Annotated in this window: 12 protein-coding genes; 2 read left to right on the forward strand and 10 right to left on the reverse strand. The window is 35.6% G+C overall.

What is annotated here, in order from left to right:
- Positions 1-45 precede the first annotated feature (45 nt).
- Positions 46-11,253: an Ig-like domain-containing protein gene (locus AC3IPI_RS20985; protein ID WP_489155486.1), complete on the reverse strand. Its 11,208-nt coding sequence runs from the start codon at positions 11,251-11,253 to the stop codon at positions 46-48.
- 1,416 nt (positions 11,254-12,669) lie between these two features.
- Here AC3IPI_RS20985 and AC3IPI_RS20990 point away from each other — a divergent pair.
- A complete protein-coding gene (locus AC3IPI_RS20990; protein ID WP_052259481.1) occupies positions 12,670-13,308 on the forward strand; it encodes a LexA family transcriptional regulator in 639 nt (212 codons plus the stop codon).
- Positions 13,309-13,347: 39 nt separating this feature from the next.
- On the opposite strand, the gene AC3IPI_RS20995 is transcribed toward AC3IPI_RS20990, so the two are convergent.
- The 4 genes from AC3IPI_RS20995 to rpsF all read right to left on the reverse strand — a co-directional run bounded on the left by AC3IPI_RS20995 (position 13,348) and on the right by rpsF (position 15,114).
- Entirely contained in the window at positions 13,348-13,821 is a 474-nt protein-coding gene (locus AC3IPI_RS20995) for a DUF6495 family protein (RefSeq protein WP_039114526.1), read from the reverse strand.
- 142 nt (positions 13,822-13,963) lie between these two features.
- Entirely contained in the window at positions 13,964-14,404 is a 441-nt protein-coding gene (gene rplI, locus AC3IPI_RS21000; protein WP_039117655.1) for a 50S ribosomal protein L9, read from the reverse strand.
- Positions 14,405-14,470: 66 nt separating this feature from the next.
- Positions 14,471-14,767, reverse strand: coding sequence for a 30S ribosomal protein S18 (rpsR, locus tag AC3IPI_RS21005; protein ID WP_002987043.1), 297 nt, complete (start codon positions 14,765-14,767; stop codon positions 14,471-14,473).
- 5 nt (positions 14,768-14,772) lie between these two features.
- A complete protein-coding gene (gene rpsF / locus AC3IPI_RS21010; protein WP_035628733.1) occupies positions 14,773-15,114 on the reverse strand; it encodes a 30S ribosomal protein S6 in 342 nt (113 codons plus the stop codon).
- Positions 15,115-15,281: 167 nt separating this feature from the next.
- On the opposite strand from rpsF, the gene AC3IPI_RS21015 reads away from it, so the two are divergent.
- On the forward strand, positions 15,282-15,980 hold the full coding sequence (locus tag AC3IPI_RS21015) for a LytR/AlgR family response regulator transcription factor (protein ID WP_035628734.1): 699 nt from the start codon (positions 15,282-15,284) through the stop codon (positions 15,978-15,980).
- 5 nt (positions 15,981-15,985) lie between these two features.
- On the opposite strand, the gene priA is transcribed toward AC3IPI_RS21015, so the two are convergent.
- From priA to nadC, 5 genes are all read right to left on the reverse strand, one after another.
- A complete protein-coding gene (gene priA / locus AC3IPI_RS21020) occupies positions 15,986-18,436 on the reverse strand; it encodes a replication restart helicase PriA (protein WP_489155491.1) in 2,451 nt (816 codons plus the stop codon).
- A 72-nt stretch (positions 18,437-18,508) separates the two neighbouring features.
- Complete coding sequence (bla-B1-FLAV, locus tag AC3IPI_RS21025; protein ID WP_489155493.1) at positions 18,509-19,264, reverse strand: subclass B1 metallo-beta-lactamase; 756 nt, start codon at positions 19,262-19,264, stop codon at positions 18,509-18,511.
- A 21-nt stretch (positions 19,265-19,285) separates the two neighbouring features.
- The gene (locus tag AC3IPI_RS21030) at positions 19,286-19,714 is read right to left on the reverse strand and encodes a DUF2147 domain-containing protein (RefSeq protein WP_039114535.1); all 429 of its coding nucleotides are present in this window, start codon (positions 19,712-19,714) and stop codon (positions 19,286-19,288) included.
- An 88-nt stretch (positions 19,715-19,802) separates the two neighbouring features.
- A complete protein-coding gene (locus AC3IPI_RS21035) occupies positions 19,803-20,732 on the reverse strand; it encodes a YihY/virulence factor BrkB family protein (protein ID WP_039114536.1) in 930 nt (309 codons plus the stop codon).
- Between the two features lie 76 nt (positions 20,733-20,808).
- Positions 20,809-21,666, reverse strand: a complete 858-nt coding sequence (gene nadC / locus AC3IPI_RS21040; protein ID WP_039114538.1) for a carboxylating nicotinate-nucleotide diphosphorylase — start codon at positions 21,664-21,666, stop codon at positions 20,809-20,811.
- Between the last annotated feature and the right edge of the window lie 189 nt (positions 21,667-21,855).

Consider the following 21,855-nt stretch of genomic DNA (forward strand, 5'->3'; position numbering starts at 1 on the left):
TATTTAGTCAGTTAATTTAATTTGATGATTTATGTTAACAGGGGGTTATCTAATAATAGATAACCAACCTGTTTTAACTACTCCATCTGCACCAATATCCAGAACATAATAATATGTTCCCGCTGGTAATTTATCTCCTTTGTTAATTGCTCCCGAAACATTTGCTATTCCGTCCCAATCGTTATTATAATGGTCTTGTTTATAAACTAATGATCCGTATCTGTTATAAACATTTAAACTATTGTTTGGATAATTTTCAATACAATCTATTTTGAAAACATCATTTGCACCATCATTATTAGGAGTAAATTCATTATAAACCACTAAACATACAGGAGTTACAGAAGCTTCACCGTGATTATTTGTTGTATCAGAATCTATTGGATTTGAAATAACAACCGTGGCTACATTTAGGTAATTCCCTGTTGGCAATACTTGAACCACTACAGTAAGTACTGCGCTTTCATTAGCATTTAATACTGGAATATTCCATGCTCCAGTTATATTACTATATGTTCCAGTAGTAGTTTGTGCGCTTATAAAATCATATCCTGTTGGCAAAATTTCACTAACTATTGTATCTATAAAGTCTCCTGATCCTACATTATTTACTGTTACAGTAAAAGTAACTTTATCATTAATGTTAGGAGTTGGATTATCTACCGTTTTGCTCATTGTTATATCTGAACAAGTTGCAACTGCAAGGGTTAGTAATTTACTATTTGTCTCATTACATTGATTAGAATAAGAAACACTTACACTTGCTGGTCCTATTGCTGGCCATGAAACTGTTACAAAATTATCGGTAGCTAGACCTCCAGCTGTAATAGTACCACCTCCAGTAATTGTCCAATTATAATTTGACATTCCGCTTGCAGTTGTATACGTAATCTCATCAAAAACGCAAGGAGCTACTTTGCTTGGAGTTATTGTAACCGGATCATTACCTGTAAAGTTGACCTGTACACTTAATCTCAAACTACTTTCACAACCTGTAGTCGCATCTTTCAGAGCTCCATAATACGTACCTGCAACTAGTAATGTTCCTGGTGCTAATGGAGTTCCTCCTGTTGCAACATTGTACCAAACTACGCCAGTTTCATTTACCTGAAGACTTGCCACTGTTGGCGCATTTGTCAAACAGAAACTTTGAGTTGCGTTATTTGTAGTTGGCGTTGCAGGATCGGTAACTGTTACTGTTACTAATAAACGAACTGAACTCTCACAATTAGTTGTCGGATCATGGATAACTCCATAATAGGTTCCATTAGCTAAGACTGTTGTTCGTGTTAAAGCGATTCCGCTTGTAGCTGTGGTATACCAAACTACATTGGCCTCATTTACCTGAAGACTTGCTACTGTTGGTGCATTTGCAAAACAGAAGTCTTGAGTTGCGTCAGTAGTAGTTGGTGTAGCAGGATCAGTAACCGTTACTGTTACCAGTAAACGAACTGAACTTTCACAATTAGCTACCGGATCAAGGATCGCCCCATAATATGTTCCATTTGCTAAAGCTGTTGTTGGCGCTAAAGCCACTCCACCTGTAGCTGTGCTGTACCAAACTACGCCAGTTTCATTTACCTGAATACTTGCTACTGTTGGTGCATTTATCAAACAGAAGTCTTGAGTTGTATCGGTAGTAGTTGGTGTAGCTGGAGCAGTTACTGTAACTGTCACCAGTAAACGAACTGAGCTCTCACAATTGGTTATTGGGTCTAAAATTGCTCCATAATAACTTCCGCTCGCTAAAGCTGTTGTTGGCGTTAAAGCCACTCCGCCTGTGGCAACATTATACCAAACTACGCCGGTCTCATTTACCTGAAGGCTTGCTACTGTTGGCGCATTTACCAAACAGAAGTCTTGAGTATCGTCGGTAGTAGTTGGTGTAGCTGGATCTGCTACTGTTACTGTTACTAGTAAACGAACTGAACTCTCACATCCTGTTATTGGATCAAGGATCGCTCCATAATAAGTTCCGCTAGCCAAAGCTGTTGTTGGTGCTAAAGCCACTCCACCTGTAGCGGTGTTATACCAAACTACTCCTGTTTCATTTACCTGAAGACTTGCTACTGTTGGCGCATTTACCAAACAGAAGTCTTGGGTTGTATCGGTAGTAGTTGGTGTTACAGGATCTGTTACCGTTACCGTTACCAGCAAACGAACTGAACTCTCACAATTAGTTACCGGATCAAGGATCGCTCCATAATATGTTCCATTTGCTAAGGCTGTTGTTGGCGCTAAAGCTGTTCCTCCAGTGGCAACATTATACCAAACTACGCCAGTTTTATTTACCTGAAGACTTGCTACTGTTGGCGCATTTACCAAACAGAAGTCTTGAGTATCATCAGTAGTAGTTGGTGTTACAGGGTCAGTTACGGTTACGGTTACCAGTAAACGAACTGAACTCTCACAATTAGTTATTGGGTCTAAAATTGCCCCGTAATATGTTCCGCTTGCTAAAGCTGTTGTTGGTACTAAAGCCGTTCCTCCAGTGGCAACATTATACCAAACTACGCCAGTTTCATTTACCTGAAGGCTTGCAACTGTTGGTGCATTTACCAAACAGAAGTCTTGAGTATCGTCGGTAGTGGTTGGCGTTGCAGGATCTGTTACGGTAACAGTTACCAGTAAACGAACTGAACTCTCACAATTAGTTACTGGGTCTAGAATCGCTCCGTAATAACTTCCGCTCGCTAAAGCTGTTGTTGGTGCTAAAGCAACTCCACCTGTAGCGGTGCTGTACCAAACTACGCCAGTTTCATTTACCTGAAGACTTGCAACTGTTGGTGCATTTACCAAACAGAAGTCTTGGGTAGTATCGGTAGTAGTTGGTGTTACAGGGTCGGTTACGGTTACGGTTACCAGTAAACGAACTGAACTCTCACAATTAGTTACTGGATCAAGGATCGCTCCATAATATGTTCCATTAGCTAAAGCTGTTGTTGGCGCTAAAGCTGTTCCTCCAGTGGCAACATTATACCAAACTACGCCAGTTTCATTTACCTGAAGACTTGCAACTGTTGGTGCATTTACCAAACAGAAGTCTTGGGTTGTATCGGTAGTAGTTGGTGTAGCTGGATCAGTAACTGTTACGGTTACTAGTAAACGAACTGAACTCTCACAATTAGTTACTGGATCAAGGATTGCTCCATAATATGTTCCATTAGCTAAAGCTGTTGTTGGCGCTAAAGCCACTCCGCCTGTAGCAGTGCTGTACCAAACTACGCCAGTTTCATTTACCTGAAGACTTGCTACTGTTGGTGCATTTACCAAACAGAAGTCTTGAGTAGCGTCAGTAGTAGTTGGTGTAGCTGGATCAGTTACCGTTACTGTTACCAGTAAACGAACTGAACTCTCACAATTAGTTACCGGATCAAGGATTGCTCCATAATAATTTCCGCTCACTAAAGCTGTTGTTGGCGCTAAAGCCACTCCGCCTGTAGCAGTGCTGTACCAAACTACGCCAGTTTCATTTACCTGAAGACTTGCTACTGTTGGTGCATTTACCAAACAGAAGTCTTGAGTAGCGTCAGTAGTAGTTGGTGTAGCTGGATCAGTTACCGTTACTGTTACCAGTAAACGAACTGAACTTTCACATCCTGTTATTGGGTCTAAGATTGCTCCATAATAAGTTCCGCTTGCTAAAGCTGTAGTTGGTGCTAAAGCCACTCCACCTGTAGCGGTGCTGTACCAAACTACGCCAGTTTCATTTACCTGAAGACTTGCTACTGTCGGAGCATTTACCAAACAGAAGTCTTGAGTAGCATCAGTAGTAGTTGGTATTGCAGGATCAGTAACTGTTACTGTTACCAGTAAACGAACTGAACTCTCACAATTAGTTATCGGATCAAGGATCGCTCCATAATATGTTCCATTTGCTAAGGCTGTTGTTGGCGCTAAAGCCACTCCGCCTGTAGCAGTGCTGTACCAAACTACGCCAGTTTCATTTACCTGAAGACTTGCTACTGTTGGCGCATTTACCAAACAGAAGTCTTGAGTATCGTCGGTAGTAGTTGGTGTAGCTGGATCTGTTACTGTTACTGTCACCAGTAAACGAACTGAACTCTCACAATTAGTTACCGGATCAAGGATTGCTCCATAATAAGTTCCGCTCGCTAAAGCTGTTGTTGGCGCTAAAGCCACTCCGCCTGTAGCAGTGCTGTACCAAACTACGCCGGTTTCATTTACCTGAAGACTTGCAACTGTTGGTGCATTTACCAAACAGAAGTCTTGAGTAGCATCAGTAGTAGTTGGTGTAGCTGGATCTGTTACTGTTATTGTTACTAGTAAACGAACTGAGCTCTCACAATTAGTTATCGGATCAAGGATTGCTCCATAATAAGTTCCGCTAGCCAAAGCTGTTGTTGGCGCTAAAGCAATTCCGCCTGTAGCGGTGCTGTACCAAACTACACCAGTTTCATTTACCTGAAGACTTGCTACTGTTGGCGCATTTACCAAACAGAAGTCTTGAGTAGCATCGGTAGTAGTTGGTGTAGCTGGATCAGTTACGGTTACTGTTACCAGTAATCGAACTGAACTCTCACAATTAGTTACTGGGTCTAAGATTGCTCCGTAATAAGTTCCGCTTGCTAATGCTGTCGTTGGCGCTAAAGCCACTCCACCTGTAGCGATGCTGTACCAAACTACGCCAGTTTCATTTACCTGAAGACTTGCTACTGTTGACGCATTTACCAAACAGAAGTCTTGAGTAGCGTCGGTAGTAGTTGGTGTTGCAGGATCTGTTACAGTAACTGTTACTAGTAAACGAACTGAACTCTCACAATTAGTTACTGGGTCTAGAATTGCTCCGTAATAAGTTCCGCTAGCTAATGCTGTTGTTGATGCTAAAGCTGTTCCTCCAGTGGCAACATTATACCAAACTACGCCAGTTTCATTTACCTGAAGACTTGCAACTGTTGGTGCATTTACCAAACAGAAGTCTTGAGTAGCGTCGGTAGTAGTTGGTGTAGCTGGATCAGTTACGGTTACGGTTACTAGTAAACGAACTGAACTCTCACAATTAGTTATCGGATCAAGGATGGCTCCATAATATGTTCCGCTTGCTAATGCTGTCGTTGGCGCTAAAGCCACTCCGCCTGTAGCGGTGCTGTACCAAACTACGCCAGTTTCATTTACCTGAAGACTTGCTACTGTTGGTGCATTTACCAAACAGAAGTCTTGAGTAGCGTCGGTAGTAGTTGGTGTAGCTGGATCAGTTACGGTTACGGTTACTAGTAAACGAACTGAACTTTCACATCCTGTTATTGGGTCTAAGATTGCTCCATAATAAGCACCGTTTGCTAAAGCTGTTGTCGGAGCTAAAGCCGCTCCTCCAGTTGCAACGTTGTACCAAATTACGCTAGTCTCATTTGTCTGAAGATTTGCTACTGTTGGCGTATTTACCAGACAGAAATCTTGAGTATCATCAGTAGTAGTTGGTGTAGCTGGGTCGATCACAGTTACGGTTGTAACTTGAAGTTCACCATTTTTATTTTGACATGTAAAATCACTTGTTACTGCAACATAATAAGAAAAAGGGCTCATAAGTTTTGTTAATCCTGAGATTGTTAAAACTCCCACATTACTAACTGCATAAGTGACATTATCAACCACTAATCCATCAGTAATAGGCTGTGTTTTATTCGCATCAAAATACCAAAAGAAGATTGGACTTCCCAAAGTACTTGTTGGTGTTAATACAGCATCAGTATCATGACAAATAGAAGCATTGTTTACTGCAATATCTGTTGGTAAAGATGTTGGCAATATTGTGAACGTAACTTGTTTTCTATCGCCTGAAACTGTTTCACAAAACTCATCTGAACTTACTCCAACATAATAAGTATAAGTTCCAGGAACTAATCCTGTTAACTTTAATTCAGAAGTTGTTTCCCCAGGAACCAACTGACTTGTTGTACCATCAAAACTATACCAATAGTATATTGGATTTGTAAGTACTGGTGTAGCAGCTAAAGTTGCATTCAATGTTACTTTTCCATCTTCAGCACAAATAATAGTGTTATTTTCCCCATTAATTGTTACACTTTCTACTGCTGCTGCAGGAGTTGTAGCTCTAACAACTACAGTCACTTCTCCTCTCGCAAGAGCTGCACAGCCATAACGAATTGGTTGGATATAATATTTATAAGTACCTGCTGCTAACGTAGCTGGAATCGTATATGTCTGACCATCGGCAAGGAAATTCCCTCCAGTTGGGGAGTCATACCATTTATAAGTCGAACAATTGGCAGGGGGCACTTCTAATGTTATATTGCTACCAGGGCAGACCGTCACCATATTATTAATGTCTCCCCCAAGAACTTTAGTATTTGTTACACGGTCAATATTATGTACTCTAAGTTGGTCTAACACACTTGCTACACCTCCTAAAGATATTGTAACTCTATCATATGGTTGAGTTTGAGGTGCAACAACGGTCATTGCTATTGTACCTCCCGAAAGTAGTCTTAAAGACAATAAACTACTATTGTTTTGAATCGGTGCACCAACGGCAGTATTTCCTAAATAAAGCTGAATATTAAATCCTGTAAGCAAATTGAGATTTAAAATCGTTCCAGGTTTAGAAATTGTTATTCTAAGGCTATCTCCAACCATCGATGGTGTTCTAAAAGTTGCTGTAAGCTGAGCAGCAGCAAGTACTCCTGCTCCACTAAACATTGTAGCATAAGTAGCAACATCACCATCGGCAATATTCCACGGGTCTGTCACCCCTACAGTAGCTGTTAATGCGCCTACTCCTAAGTCTTTTACACCAAAGAAAACATCTTCAATATCACCTTGTCCACAAGTTATCTGAGTAACTGGCTTATCATAATAAGCATCATACACATTAATATTTTGTGCTACACCTAAAATTGACCCCATTTGTACTCGAATACCGTCATAAGCTTTAGGCCCTGTAGCATCGGATGGAACAAATGTATATTCGAATGAATTTTGACCTGATAATAAATTTAGTAATGATCCTGATATAGATTGTAAAGTTCCAATATCAATTGGGTTTCCAAGTCCATCACGTTTAGTTCCTACCACAGTAACACTTTGTCCCAGTGCAACAGCGCTATAATCTGAACCTAACTTAATTGTTACAGGAGTACCTTGTGTTATTGTTCCTGGCCATTGTAGATTTTGCCATGTTGTTCCGATACCTAAAAGTCCTAAACCAGTTGTTATTGTAGAATAGGTTTGTGGATTACCATCTACAGCACTAGCTTCATTTGTAACAGTTCCTGTAACAATAGTTCCCCACTGTTGAGTTGTAGCATATTCTCTCTCTAATAATGGATCACAACTAGCTGGGTCTATAACAGTAATTGTAATAGTCTGACTATTAGTACAAGTTCCATTACTCGCAATTACCGTATAAGTAAAAACACCAACAGTATTAAGTGTGCCTGTATTATTTGATGGTATAGCATTCCCTGATGGATCATACCAGGTAACAGTTCCATTTGAAGTTGCGGATAAAGGTACAGAATCACCTAAATTCACAACCACCGAACTTGTTACTGCTGTTAAAGTAGGTAACTGATTAATTGTAACCGTTACTTTTTGTTTTACAGATGGACAATCAACACCAGTTGTTTGTGCCTGAATCCAATAATCACCACTTACTGTAATATTCCCTGCGGCAACTTCTGTGATTGGATTGTTTGATGAATCAAAGAAAGTATATGTTGTATTTCCTGATGTATCAAAATTTGTGATAGCATCTTTTAAATTTACTTTAGCACAACCAGCCAAAGTTGCTGTAACTGTTAAAGCTGAGCCTGCTGGAAAATTTACTACAACTTCTTTTAAAGCTCCGTCTATATTTTCGCAAATACCTCCATTAAGTACCGAAACATAATATTTATAAGGTGCATCAGTAGCATTAAGTCCACTAATTGTAAGAGCACCTGTTGAAGCATCTTTGGAGAAGGTAACTCCAGGTTGGGCAACAATAGTAGTCCCTGTTATAATTTCCTGAGTTTTACTTTGATCTGTATAATATTTAAATGTTGCTCCCGCAAATGTAGATGTTGGAGATAAAACAGCACCTCCCGCACAAGTAGCGGTTAAAGGAGTTGTTATCGTAATATCACTTTCTGTAGGAATAGGCAACACTGTTACTGTAATAGCCTGACGATTAGTATTCAAACACGGTGTAACTCCACGACTAGCTTCTAAATAAAATGTTTTAGTTCCTGGTAATGATCCCGTTGTATAAGTGTTTGTATTAGTTGCTAAAGCAGTCCCACCAGTTGCTACATCATACCAAGTAAATGTTTGTGTACCCGTAGCCGTAGCTGTTAATGTAGTAGTTTGTCCTGCACAAATTGGAGATGATGCTCCTGTTATCGAAGCATTTGGATATCTGTAAGAAGCTTCATAAATATCTAAGCTCGTTAATAGAGTAGCTAATCCGCTTAATTGAATCTGAACACTTGTAAATGGACCTGCTGCTGTAAAACTCGCTCTAAAGCGGTTTCCTCCTAATAGTTGAACATTTAAAAGCGAACTAATAGTAACTTGATCACTATTAGGAACACCTGAGTTAAAACTTTGCAAAGTAATATTCGAAAGAGCACTGATATCAAGAAGTCCCACAGGAATTCCTAATTCAACATCTATAATATCACCTGTTTGCCCTGTTGTAGGGAAACTCAACATTTGCTGAATATAATCCCCTAGTAAACCAACAGGAATTGAAAGGTTGGCAGCAGTTGCATTATTTCCATCCACAGAAGCTCCGTTATTTGTTGAATCACATAATAAGCATCCTGTTGTTCCTCCTTTTGAAGTTACTTGTGAATTAGCTAATAAACAAGAATTGATTGAATTACTTATAACAACATTAATAACAGCCCTTTTACTATTTGTACAAGCTGTAGTTGTACTTCTCGCTGCAATATAAAAGCTCTTATTTACTATTAAAGCAGGAGATGGTGTATATGAGGTTGTGCCAGATGATAGTAAGTTTCCATTAATTGGAGCATCATACCAATCGTAAGCTACATCTGTAACAGGATTCGTAACCTGCAAAGTAACATTCTGTCCAGATTGAATAAATACTGTTGATGATCCTACAGTTGGTACTGCTGGTATTGGATTAACATTTACATGTACCGGAGTACGTGTAGGACTTGAACAACTTCCAATAACTGCTTCAACATGATAAGTTACAGAAGCAGTTAAACCTGGTGTCGTATAAGTCGTACCTGTAAATACCAAATTTCCACCTGCAGATTCATCATACCAATTATAAGTTGTACCTGCAACTGGTGAATCAACTGTTATTATTGTGGATTCTCCACTACATACATTTAAAGGTGTAGCTACAACCGTTGTTGGAGCAACAGGATTATTAACTGTTACAAGAACAGGATTCCTTTCGCTATTTAAACAACCATTGCGAGTAACTTCTACATAATAGGTAGTATTCACGGTTAAAGGTAATGTTGTATAAGCAGCTGTGCTACTCAATAAAGTTCCTCCAGTTAAAGCATCATACCACTTAATCGTTTCACCTAAAGCTGCACTAGACATTAACGTTGTTGTTTGTCCGCTACAAATTGTCGTATTTCCAGTTATAGTTCTTGCTTTAAATTTATATGAAGCCCCATAAATATTAAGATTTGTTAGTAATGTTGCTAAACCTCCTAACCTAATCTCAACACGATCAAAGGCTGAACCTGCTGTAAGACTTGCTTTAAAACGATTACCCGTTAATAATTGAATATTTAAAAGAGAACTGTTTACAGCTACCCTATCATTATTATAGGTAGCACCATTATAGGTAGCTAATGAAATATAACTTAAGGCACTTATATCTAAAAGTCCAGTTGGAATTTCTAAATCAACTGTAATAACATCTCCGGCCTGACCTGAGTTATTAAACTGTAGTGTTTGTTGAATCCAACCAGTAACTAAACCAACAGGCACTGATAATGTGGCTGCTGTACTGCTGCTACCATCAACCGAATTGTTAGGATTACTTGAAGAACATAATAAGCAAAGTCCGTTTTGAGCTGTCTGTTGGCTATTAGCATCCAAACATCCTCCCAACGAACTAGTTGAAACATTTACAACGATCGGTACTCTGGTAGCACTTACACATCCTCCTGCAACATTACGCGACTCAACATAATATGTTTTGGTAGCAGTTAGTATTGGAGTAGTAAAAGTATTAGAACTAGCTAATAATAAAGTTCCTCCTGTAGGTACATCATACCAATCCAAAACAACGCCAGACTCTAATGTCGAAGCGCTTAAGGTTGCATTTTGTCCCGTTAATATTGAGACACTTGGCGTTAATACCGTTGCCACAGCAGGAATTGGAGTTAAAGTAACACTAACCTGAGTTCTTGTCGGTGTCTTACAAGCTCCTATCGAAGCCTCAACATAAAAATTAGTCACACCCGCTGATACTGTAGGTGTATATGTAGTACCTGTAGTTATAGCAACACCTCCAGTTGGAGTACTAAACCAGGAATAAGTTGTTCCCGGTACGGGACTTATCACCGATAATGTAGTCGCCTTTGTAGCTGTAGAAGAACAAATTGCAGTACCGCTACTATCTATAGCGGGCAATACAGGATTTAGAACATTTACTGTTACTGGTATTCGCTGATCGCTTTCGCAACCTACACCTCTTGAAACGCTTACATAATAAGTAGTTGTAGCTGTTAAAGCTGGTGTTGTATATGTATTAGTAGTAGAAAGTGCAGTAGTAGAAGTTGCTGAACTATACCAAGCCAATGTTGTTCCAGCACCAGGCGTAGCAGAAAGAGCTGCTGATTGCCCATAACATACTGATTGTGATTGGCCTCCTGTAATAGTTGGCGGTGCAAACTGCAAACGCACCTCATATACTCTTAAATTTACTAATAAACTTAATAGGCCTCCAGTTTCAATTCTTACACCATTTGCATCACCGGGCAATGTATATGTTACAGTTGCTATTGCATTACCAGGTAACAGCTGAAGGTTTAATAATGGACTATTTAAGGCTACCTGCGAGCCAACATCAGCCGCTCCATTTTTAGCCTGAACAGAGACATTAGATAATAAACCAACATCCAACAATCCGTTTCCTGTTCCTAAATAAAAAACAATTTGGTCTCCCGCTTTTGCTGTCTGACTAAAACTTAATGTTTCTTGTGCAAAACAGAGTAAACCAACAGCATTTGTTAACGAAGCATAAGTAGCCATACTTCCATCAAATGCATCATTGGGAGTCGTTACACTCATACCAACGCACAATAATCCACCTGTACTATTGGTCTGTGAGGTCGGCTTACAAAAAGTCTGTGAAAATGAGCTCGAAAAGGGAATTAATATCAAAAACAACCACAAATAATTTTGTAGAAATGCCCCCTTTTTTATTGTTAAGAAAAATGTTTTCATATTCCTGAGAGATTAATAAAGTGATAAATAAATTCCAATATGATAAATAGGCAACTCTATCAACAACCTCTCTTGTGCATTTACGCAGAGATTATTAAAACAAAAGCCATAATAACAAATCATCAGAAATACATTCTAATGCTGTTAAAAACATCTAAATTTTAAGGTCTATAAAAAATTACTCAGAATTTGTTGCAAACTCAATTCGCGAAGAAGCGTATGATTCCTTAATTCGACAAAATTTAAAAGTCAAATGAATGCTAAAAAAAGAAAGACGTTTACAAGAGTCATTTAAAGTAGATTTTAATTTCATAAAAATGTTTTTAAGAGATTAATGTATTTATTAGGGATTCTACTTTTGTCATTTTTTGGTTACCATAAGGCACTAAAAGCCTGTATGCGATGCTCCATATGGTCATCCATAAAAATAAAAAACAGAAATTTTAACTCGACGATTTTAAGTACAAGAAAGCATTCACACGATAATCTTAAAGAAACAGAGTTCTACAAGAAATGCGAAAAACAAAAATCTATTGATTTTATAAATAGATTTAATTACTAATACTTGAGTAGTCGATTTACGCTTCTGGGGACTGAAGACTCAAATTAATAATACTACCTACGTATTATTATCGAATAGACAACATCGATAATCACGCCTATATTGAACATACTGATTGTTTAATTTTGGGATACAAAAAATCAGTTGTTTTATAAAAATATTTAAAAGGGAAAATTGCTTTCTAGCTATACCAACAAAATTAGATATGACATTTAATTTTGAATTGAATGCTAATGAAGTAAAAAATAAAGAAAAGAAGAATTCATTTCTTCTGAAAAAAGTAATTATAAATTCCATAAGCATCCAGGTTAAATAATAATTGACAAAAAATCGTACAAAAATTTTATTTATTTAAAGAGCTTTTTTTAAAAAGCCTTCATGCTATTATGTGGTATTATATTATTTTATTACAGAAAACAAATTAGAATAATAATAAATAATCATTTTTTTTTATATATTGCTCTCCATTTCATTAGAATTCCCCGATTCTATATAAATATATAACCTATCTATACTTAATCAGATTTATATCTGACTTTCGGTGTTGTGCGATTTTGGGCAATAATTCAAATTTTAAGATATTAACTTAAAAGATGAGAGTAATTAACGTTTTTTGACTATTTCTTTAACAGTCTTAATATTAATTAACAATCGTTTAATGATTAATATTTCATAAATGTAAAAATATTTTTTCGAATATGCAAGTAAAAAAATCACTAAATGCGAATTTAATCCTAAAACGATTAAAAAAAGCTTTACATATAAACACCGACATCGAGTTATCTAAATTATTGAATATCAAACCAAACACTATCTCTACATGGAAGAAAAGGGATACTTTGGATTTTAGTGCAATAATCTCAATTTGCAATGTTCATGAAATTGACTTAAATAAAATACTTTCAGAAAAAAGCCACAACGAAAAAACTAACAATATAATATTAAACAATACCCCTTTAATTAAAAGAGAGATTCAGTTTGAATATTGTCTTGGAAATGAAGATTTATTAAACACTTTACCCAAATATCATTTTCCGTTTATCCAAAGCAAAATTTCAAGAGCTTTTGAAGTAGTTGGTAATAATATGAAACCTATTATAAACGCAAATTCATTTGTAGTTTGTGAAATTGCAGATATAAATACGATAGAAGAAAATGCGATTGTAGTAATAATAAGTAAAACTAAAGGGCTAATCATTAATCGAATAAGTAATGATAGCCCTTTAGAAAAAAACTTTACTTTAAGCAATGATAATGCTTTCTTTAAAAACACTACTATCGACTCTGAAGATATTAAGGAAATCTGGGCAGTAAAGAATATACTGATTAGAATTTAATTCAATCCAGATTTATTTAATGGTAATCAATCAAAGCGATTACGATTCGATAATCGTATTTATTTGCTTAAACAATTGACCATCGCTCAAGAATGCTCCTTGTTGAATTAATTCAAAAATTGAAGTATTACGATCATCGGTAAAAACTTTTTTACCAACTTTCATTTCGATAGTTTCAGTAAACATATTGTCACTAAGCCATTGTAAACCTTCTTTAGTCAGGAAATCAGTTTCTGGAACTAAGGATTTCAAAACTATTGATTGCACATGTGTATCAAAACATTGAAATAAGAAAATATGATTCTTAGAAAAATGTTCTAAAAATTCGGCTCTTGAGAGAACGCCTTCCCAAATTAAATCAGAGAATACATCTAGCTCTTGCTCAGCTACCTCAGGCTTGTTTATTTTGATCGAATCCCACTCTGCCTTATCAATTGCTTGCGTTCCTAAAAAGTTAGCAAATTCGGCATGTAATTCATCAAATTGTTCTTTTGTTAATCTTGCGTATTTCATTTTTTTTTAGGCTTTATGCCTTACGCTATAAGCTTTAAGCAAGATGCTTTGTGCAAATAACTTTAAGTCTAATTAATTATTATCTCTTTTAAACAAAAAAATCCCGATTTACATCGGGATTTCATATTATAAATTAAAACTATTACTTTTCAGCAACAATTTCGTAAGGTAATTCAACTACAACATCTCTGTGTAATCTAATGCTTGCAGCATATTTACCAGTACGTTTTACGATACCGCTAGTAATAAATTTTCTTTCGATAGAGTTACCAGCTTTTTCTAAAGCTTCAGCAATATCTATGTTAGTGATAGAACCAAAAAGTTTCTCTCCACCAGCTTTTGCGAAAATTTTAATTTCAAGTGCTTTCAATGCTTCAGCTATTTTCTTAGCGTCATCAACAATTTTAGCCTCTTTGTGTGCTCTTTGTTTTAGGTTTTCAGCCAATACTTTTTTTGCAGAAGGAGTTGCTAAATTAGCAAAACCTTGAGGAATTAAAAAGTTACGACCGTAACCAGCTTTTACAGATACTACATCATCTTTAAATCCTAGATTCTGTACGTCTTGTTTTAAAATAAGTTCCATGTTGTTGTCCTTATATTTGAGAAGTTAGGTTCCATCTTACCGGAAACCAACAACTGTTGTTTAATATTATTTTAATAAATCGGCCACGTATGGCATTAAAGCTAAGTGACGTGCTCTCTTAACAGCTACAGACACTTTTCTTTGGTATTTTAATGAAGTTCCTGTTAAACGACGAGGAAGAATTTTTCCTTGCTCATTAACGAATTTCAATAAAAAATCTGCATCTTTATAATCGATATATTTGATTCCAGATTTTTTGAAACGACAATACTTTTTAGTTTTGTTAGTTTCTATGTTTAAAGGCGTTAAATATCTGATATCTCCGTCTTTTTTTCCTTTTGCTGATTGCTCTATTGTAGACATAATAATTAAGCTTTTGTAGATTTTAATTTTGTTCTTCTTCTCTCAGCCCAAGAAATAGCGTGTTTATCTAAACTTACAGTTAAGAAACGCATAACTCTCTCGTCACGTCTAAATTCAGTTTCAAAAGCAATAAGAACTTCTCCTGCTACTTTGAACTCAAATAAGTGATAAAAACCACTTTTTTTGTTTTGGATTTCGTAAGCCATTTTTTTCAGACCCCAATCCTCTTTTGATACCATTTCAGCTCCTCTACTAGTAAGAAATTCTTCAAATTTCGTTACTGTTTCCTTCACCTGAACCTCAGATAAAACGGGATTTAAAATGAAAACAGTTTCATAATGATTCATAAATACAATATTTATTTGTTAAAATTGGGTGCAAAAGTAACCATTTATTTTATATATCCAACACTTTTTTGCTTTTATTCGACGTATGACAAAAAATAAGCTCTAAATCTAGTTTTTTATTAAAAATAAATCTATATTTACTATTACATTCCCTAAATTTAAATGTTATGAAACTAAATTGTGTTGTAGTAGACGATAGTTCTATCCAAAGAACTATTATCTCAAAATTAGTCAATAATCATCCGAATTTACACTTAATAGGAGATTTTTCTAATGCGATTGAAGCTAGAAGTTGTATCTCTTTAAATAATATTGATTTGATATTTTTAGATATCGAAATGCCCGTTATAAATGGTTTTGATTTTTTAGATGGTCTAAAAACAAAACCTCAAATTATCTTCATTACGTCTAAAGCAGAATATGCTTTAAAGGCGTTTGATTATGACGCCACCGATTATCTACAAAAACCAATAGCAATAGATCGTTTTAATGCTTCTGTAAAAAGAGCACTAGACCTATATGCCTTACGTACAGATGTAAAAGAAGATGAAGGAGAACATATTTTTATCAAAAGTAATCTAAAAAAACTTAAAATTTTCACTGCAAAAATTAAGTGGATTGAAGCTTTTGGTGATTATGTAAGAGTTGTTACAGAAGATGATAGTAATCTTGTACTTTCGACAATGAAGTCTTTTGAAAATGATTTATCAAAAGAAAAATTTATTCGAGTACATAAATCGTATATCATCAATATCGACAAAGTAGAACGTTTTAATAGCAAATTTGCCGAAATCGGAATCACAAAAATTCCGTTAAGTCGAAACAAAAAAGAAGACCTCGTTCGGGCTTTATCTATAACACATTAAAACGTTTAATAAAAGTCGACATTTGTTACCACCCTTATCGCTCTATATTGCGCAACAGCCTCAAAACTATTCAGTATTTTCTGAATAGTTTTTTTTGTACCTCCCAACGGCACATTCTGCGGAATCTTAATTAAAATCGTTCGTATATATTCATTTCTTATTCTGCTAATAACAGGTTCTTCCGGACCTAAAACTGGCATATTCAAATTCTGACTCAAAACCTGATACAACCATATAGAACCTTCTTTTAGCTTATCAAAATCACGGTGTTTAAGCGTTAATTTAACCAGTCGGAAATAAGGAGGGTATTTATAAATTTGCCTGTCATACAATTGCTCTTTGTACATCCCGGCATAATCATTATTGGTTACTTGCTGAATTGTATTATGATTTGGGTTATAGGTCTGGATTACAACCTTACCTTGTTTCTCTGAGCGTCCTGCACGTCCTGAAACTTGCATCATCATTTGAAAACTTCTTTCGAAAGCACGAAAATCAGGGTGAAACAACATATTATCAGCATTCATTATCCCTACCAAACTCACATTATCAAAATCTAATCCTTTGGCAAGCATTTGTGTTCCTACCAAAATATCTATTTCCCGATTTTTAAAACTATCTATAATTTTCTCAAACCCAAACTTGCCTCGAGTTGTGTCCTGATCCATTCTGCCTGTTTTGGCATTTGGGAAAAGCGCAATCAACTCCTGCTCTATTTGCTCTGTACCAAAACCTTTGGTCGTTAAATCAATACTAGAACAACTATGGCAATTTGTTGGTTTTGCCATGCTATAACCACAATAATGGCATCGCAATTGGTTTTTATGTTTATGATAAGTAAGACTTACATCGCATTGCTGGCATTGCGGAACATGCCCACAAGTAATACATTCTATAATAGGTGAATATCCACGTCTGTTTTGAAACAATATAACTTGCTCGCCTAAACTTATCGCTTCAGAAATTGCTTCGGTTAAAACATCGCTAAAATGTCCCGTCATGCGTTTTCTAAAATACTTATCCTTTAAATCGACCAAGGCTATATCCGGCATCCGAACATTGTTATAACGCTCTGTAACTGTTACTAGCCCGAATTTTTGTGATTGTGCATTAAAATAAGTTTCTAAACTTGGCGTAGCCGAACCTAAAAGGACTTTTGCTTTATGAAAGTTTGCCAGAACAATTGCTGCATCACGTGCATGATAACGCGGGGCAGGATCTACTTGTTTAAAAGTTTGTTCATGCTCTTCATCAACAATCAATAATCCTAAATCTGCAAATGGCAAGAACAAAGCCGACCTTGCTCCTATTACTATTTGCGCATTTTCGGCATTCCCTAAAGTCTGATTCCAAACCTCAACACGCTCGTTATTGCTATATTTAGAATGAAAAACAGCTACTTTATTTCCAAAATGAATTCGTAATCTGCTTACTAATTGTGTCGTAAGTGCAATTTCGGGCAACAAGTATAAAACCTGTCTTCCTGTTGCCAAATACTCTTCTATAAGTTTTATATAAATTTCGGTCTTACCACTGGAAGTTACTCCATGAAGTAAACAAACTTCTTTTTCGATAAAACTAGTTTTAATTTCCTCAAAAGCTGTTTGCTGAACCAAACTTAACTGTAGTTCTTTTTCGGTACTTTTTCCTGTAAAATTAATTCGGTCTTGTTGTAAAAAATACTCTTCAAAGATTTCTTTTTCAATTAAGGCTTTTACAACTGCCGATGATGATTGTGAGGCTTCTACCAATTTCTTAACTGTTATTGGTTTCTTTTCGGCCGCACTTAACTGAAAATATGCCATAACAATTTCTTTTTGTTTGGCAGCATTTTTAAGCACGTCTAGCAACTCACTTAACCCTTGATTGGAATCGTACTTGCTATGTAACTTAACATAACGAACCAATTTTGGCTTGTAACTTTCTTGTATCTCCTGCTGGAGTACAACAATATCTTTATCTATTAATTTTTGAAGAATAGGAAAAATATTCTTTTTATTTAAAATCGAAACGATATCCTGAACCTTAAGCGAACTCTGTTGTTGCAATGCTTCGTAAACCAAATACTCTTCGTCTGTTAAAACAGTTTGATCTATAAAAACATCTGCTTTATGCGAAATTACTGTTTCACTCTCTAGCAATAATCCGCTTGGGAATGCACCACGATATACATCGCCAATAGCACACATATAATAGGAAGCAATCCAAAGCCAATGCGCTATTTGAATTTCGGTAGCGATTGGTTTTTCATCCAGAATTTGATGAATTTCTTTAGCTTCATACAGCGTTGGTTCATCTTGATGTATATCCAGAACTAATGCGGTGTACATTTTGCTTTTACCAAAAGGCACAGCAACACGCATCCCTTTCTGAATAAAATTAAACTCTGCTTCGGAAATACGGTACGTAAACGTTTTGGCTAATGAAAGTGGTAAAATGACTTCTACAAAATGCATTTTAAAGATATGTATGATTTAAAATAATAGTATTTGAAATACTATTATTTAGTTTTTAATTTTAAAGCAAATTTACTTTTTATCTGAACTCCCAGAAGCTTTTGCTGCATTATATTCTCTTACCATTTTTAAGGTATGGTTAAGAGATTGGAGATCTTTCCAATCATCATGTCCTGTGATGATATATACTGGTTTTTTGAATTTTGCCTGAACTTTTTTAATAGATTGCTCCCATTCTTTTACATCAGAATCTCCTAAGTAACCTAAATCTCTTGCATCGGTACTTTTTACAAAACATCCTCCGTACAGTATTTTTTCTTTATTAAACCAAACTACAACATTATCTGGCGCATGTCCTTTACCTGGATAAAAAACCTCGAAACGGTGCTGCCCAACTGTAAATGTAGTATCGTTTGGTATTACAAACTCAGCCCTTTTTTTACCTTCTTTTTCAAGAATCTGATCGGTTAGTTTTATAGTATATGTTTTTATACCTTTTTGCTTATAAAATCCCAAGCCTCCTGCTCTATCCTCGTGCGAATGTGTTGCAATATGCATAACAACATCTTTATGATGCCTGGCTTTTATGCTATCTAGCAATGGCTGAAATTGTGCTTCGTCCCAAGGGGCATCAAATAACACAACACCTTTATCCGTAAGCAGATACATGGAGTTGGCAGAAATCAGGGTTCCTTTGTAATCGTGAAAAGTTTTATAAACATAAAAGTCACCTGTAAGATGACTTATTTGTAATTTATTATTTTCTGTTTGTCCAAAAGATTTTGTAAATCCTATGAGCAAAAATAATATCATTAATTTATTTCGCATTTTTTTATAACTCAATTAAGTTTATTTAACTCTTACCCAATATTGTGTTTTTCCTAAAAGAGAAAATCCAATAAATCCGCGTAATTTCAATTTATTTGCAGAGTCTAATGTAATATAACATTTGTACACTTTACCGTTTGTTGGATCTAAAATTGTTCCTCCGTTGTACTCATCACCATCTTTTTTTAAACCATTTATGATTACCATTCCTAAGATAGGCTTGTTTTTAAGCGCTCCCGAGCACGAAGTACACACATCTTTTTTGTGATCTTCACGAAGAATCTCAACTACTTTACCATAAATTTTACCTGATTGTTCATACACTTCTACAATCGATTTTGCTTCTCCTGTTTGATCATCAATAGTTTTCCATTTTCCGATTACAGTTTGACTTTGTACGTTGCCTATTACTACAAATAATAAGCCCATTGTTAAGATCCAGTTTTTCATGATGTTTGTTTTTTAGCCCTGATTACAGCGACATCCTTTATCCCGATTCTTTTAGGGATAAAGATATAGCGGAAAGCAGGAATAGCTTCTAAATGTTATTATTATTTTTTTGTCTTAATTTTCTGATTGTGGCATTTAGTTCGAAACCCAAAAGCAAAATCATACAGTTTATCCAAATGTAAAACATTAGAATTAATAATGTACCAATTGAGCCATAAAGTTCATTGTATTTTGAGAATTTTATAACCCAAATCCCAAAAAAGTATGAAGATATAACAATTAGGATTGTTGTAAATACGGAACCAATACTTATAAACGGCACTTTATTATACTGCTTGGTACCATAACGCAATAATATAGAGGATGTTATCAAAATCATTAAGATTACAAATAAGTAACGCCCCATGATAATAAGAGGAATCCTATCGCTTAGAACATCCTGAATTGTTGTTTTTTGGATAAATACCTCAAAAACAACAATTGTAGCAACGGTTACAAACAATATAATTGTCATGACAAGCGATATTGCTAAGGCTACTAAATATTGTCGAAAAAAACCTCGTTTATCAAAGACATGCTTTGATGATTCGAAACCACTAAGGATCCCGTTAATCCCATTTCCCATTAAAAAAATGGAAAGTAAAAACCCCGATGATAATAAGCCTGAATGACTATTATTTAAAATATCGCTAATAATTTTGCTAATTGCATCATACGTATTTGGCGGAACTCCTTGCTGTACAAACTGCAAAAAATCTTGTTGAAATCCATCAATCGGAATAAACGGAATTAAGTTAAGTATAAACAGCGCAAACGGGAATAATGCCATAAAAAAACTAAAAGAAACAGCACTTGCATGGTATGAGAATGCTCCTTCGATGATTCCAATAGTATATAATTCGAGTAAATCATACAATGAAAATCCTTCGAGCCATGGCAGTTTTATATTCTTTAAGAGACGAACCAGATAGCGTACTACAGGAACTTTATCAAGTCGCTCTTCTATTTCTACAGACATACTTTTTAAATTTTAGATTTTTGAGTTTAGATTACAATTCTAACTCACAAGTCGTAAGTCATAATTAAAACTTAAACTAAAATGCTTTTAAACTCAAATCCATATTATAAACTGAATGCGTTAATGCGCCCGAAGAAATATAATCGACTCCACATAAAGCATATTCACGAATTGTTTTTTCGTTAATATTACCTGAAGATTCTGTTTGGCATTTATCACCGATTAATTCAACCGCTTTTTTAGTATCTTCATAATTAAAATTATCTATTAAAATACGAAAAACACCATCACTTTGTAGAATTTCTCTAATTTCATCAAGACTTCTAGCTTCGACAATTATCTTTAAATCAAGATTGTTTTCTTTAAGATAGGCTTGGGTTTTGGCTATAGCCAAAGTTATACCGCCAGCAAAATCGATATGATTATCCTTAAGCATTACCATATCATAAAGTGCAAATCGATGATTTTCGCCACCTCCTATTTTTACTGCCCATTTCTCGGCAACACGAAAATTTGGTGTCGTTTTACGGGTGTCTAATATCTTGGCATTTGTACCTTTTAAAAGTTGTACGTATTGGTTTGTTTTAGTAGCTATTGCCGACATACGTTGCATGGAGTTAAGCACAACACGCTCCGATTTTAAAATCGATTGTGAACTACCTGTAACATGCAGTACGATATCTCCGTATTTAACCGGAGTTCCGTCTTCGATGAATGTCTCGACTTTTAAACTTGGGTCAACATAATTAAAAATCATTTTAGCAAAAGCAACTCCTGCAATTATTCCATCTTCTTTTACCAATAATTTGGCTTTTCCTTGTGCATCTGCAGGAATACAAGCCAAAGAACTATAATCTCCTGTCCCTACATCTTCGCGAATTGCATTAAAAATAAGCAATTGTAACTCGTTCTGAAATTGTACTTCGTTAATCATTTTGTATGAATTTTAATAGAATGCTAAAGTAGGATATATTTTGTGGATTTGAAAATTTAGACGATTTGAAAATTTAAAACACATATTTTATTAATATCTGCCAGAAAAAGTCTTTAGTGCAAGTATACAATCTCAGCCCCGAAATTTCGGAATAATCTCCATGAGTTTCACAACACTGAATCCTCTGAT

Source organism: Flavobacterium sp. GL_143 (assembly GCF_057834355.1).

Excerpts from the sequence above, each read along its gene's own strand:
- AC3IPI_RS20985 (WP_489155486.1), bottom strand. The coding sequence starts at position 11,253 with ATGAGTGTAACGACTCCCAATGATGCATTTGATGGAAGTATGGCTACT.
- AC3IPI_RS20990 (WP_052259481.1), top strand. The coding sequence starts at position 12,670 with ATGCAAGTAAAAAAATCACTAAATGCGAATTTAATCCTAAAACGATTA.
- AC3IPI_RS20995 (WP_039114526.1), bottom strand. The coding sequence starts at position 13,821 with ATGAAATACGCAAGATTAACAAAAGAACAATTTGATGAATTACATGCC.
- rplI (WP_039117655.1), bottom strand. The coding sequence starts at position 14,404 with ATGGAACTTATTTTAAAACAAGACGTACAGAATCTAGGATTTAAAGAT.
- rpsR (WP_002987043.1), bottom strand. The coding sequence starts at position 14,767 with ATGTCTACAATAGAGCAATCAGCAAAAGGAAAAAAAGACGGAGATATC.
- rpsF (WP_035628733.1), bottom strand. The coding sequence starts at position 15,114 with ATGAATCATTATGAAACTGTTTTCATTTTAAATCCCGTTTTATCTGAG.
- AC3IPI_RS21015 (WP_035628734.1), top strand. The coding sequence starts at position 15,282 with ATGAAACTAAATTGTGTTGTAGTAGACGATAGTTCTATCCAAAGAACT.
- priA (WP_489155491.1), bottom strand. The coding sequence starts at position 18,436 with ATGCATTTTGTAGAAGTCATTTTACCACTTTCATTAGCCAAAACGTTT.
- bla-B1-FLAV (WP_489155493.1), bottom strand. The coding sequence starts at position 19,264 with ATGCGAAATAAATTAATGATATTATTTTTGCTCATAGGATTTACAAAA.
- AC3IPI_RS21030 (WP_039114535.1), bottom strand. The coding sequence starts at position 19,714 with ATGAAAAACTGGATCTTAACAATGGGCTTATTATTTGTAGTAATAGGC.
- AC3IPI_RS21035 (WP_039114536.1), bottom strand. The coding sequence starts at position 20,732 with ATGTCTGTAGAAATAGAAGAGCGACTTGATAAAGTTCCTGTAGTACGC.
- nadC (WP_039114538.1), bottom strand. The coding sequence starts at position 21,666 with ATGATTAACGAAGTACAATTTCAGAACGAGTTACAATTGCTTATTTTT.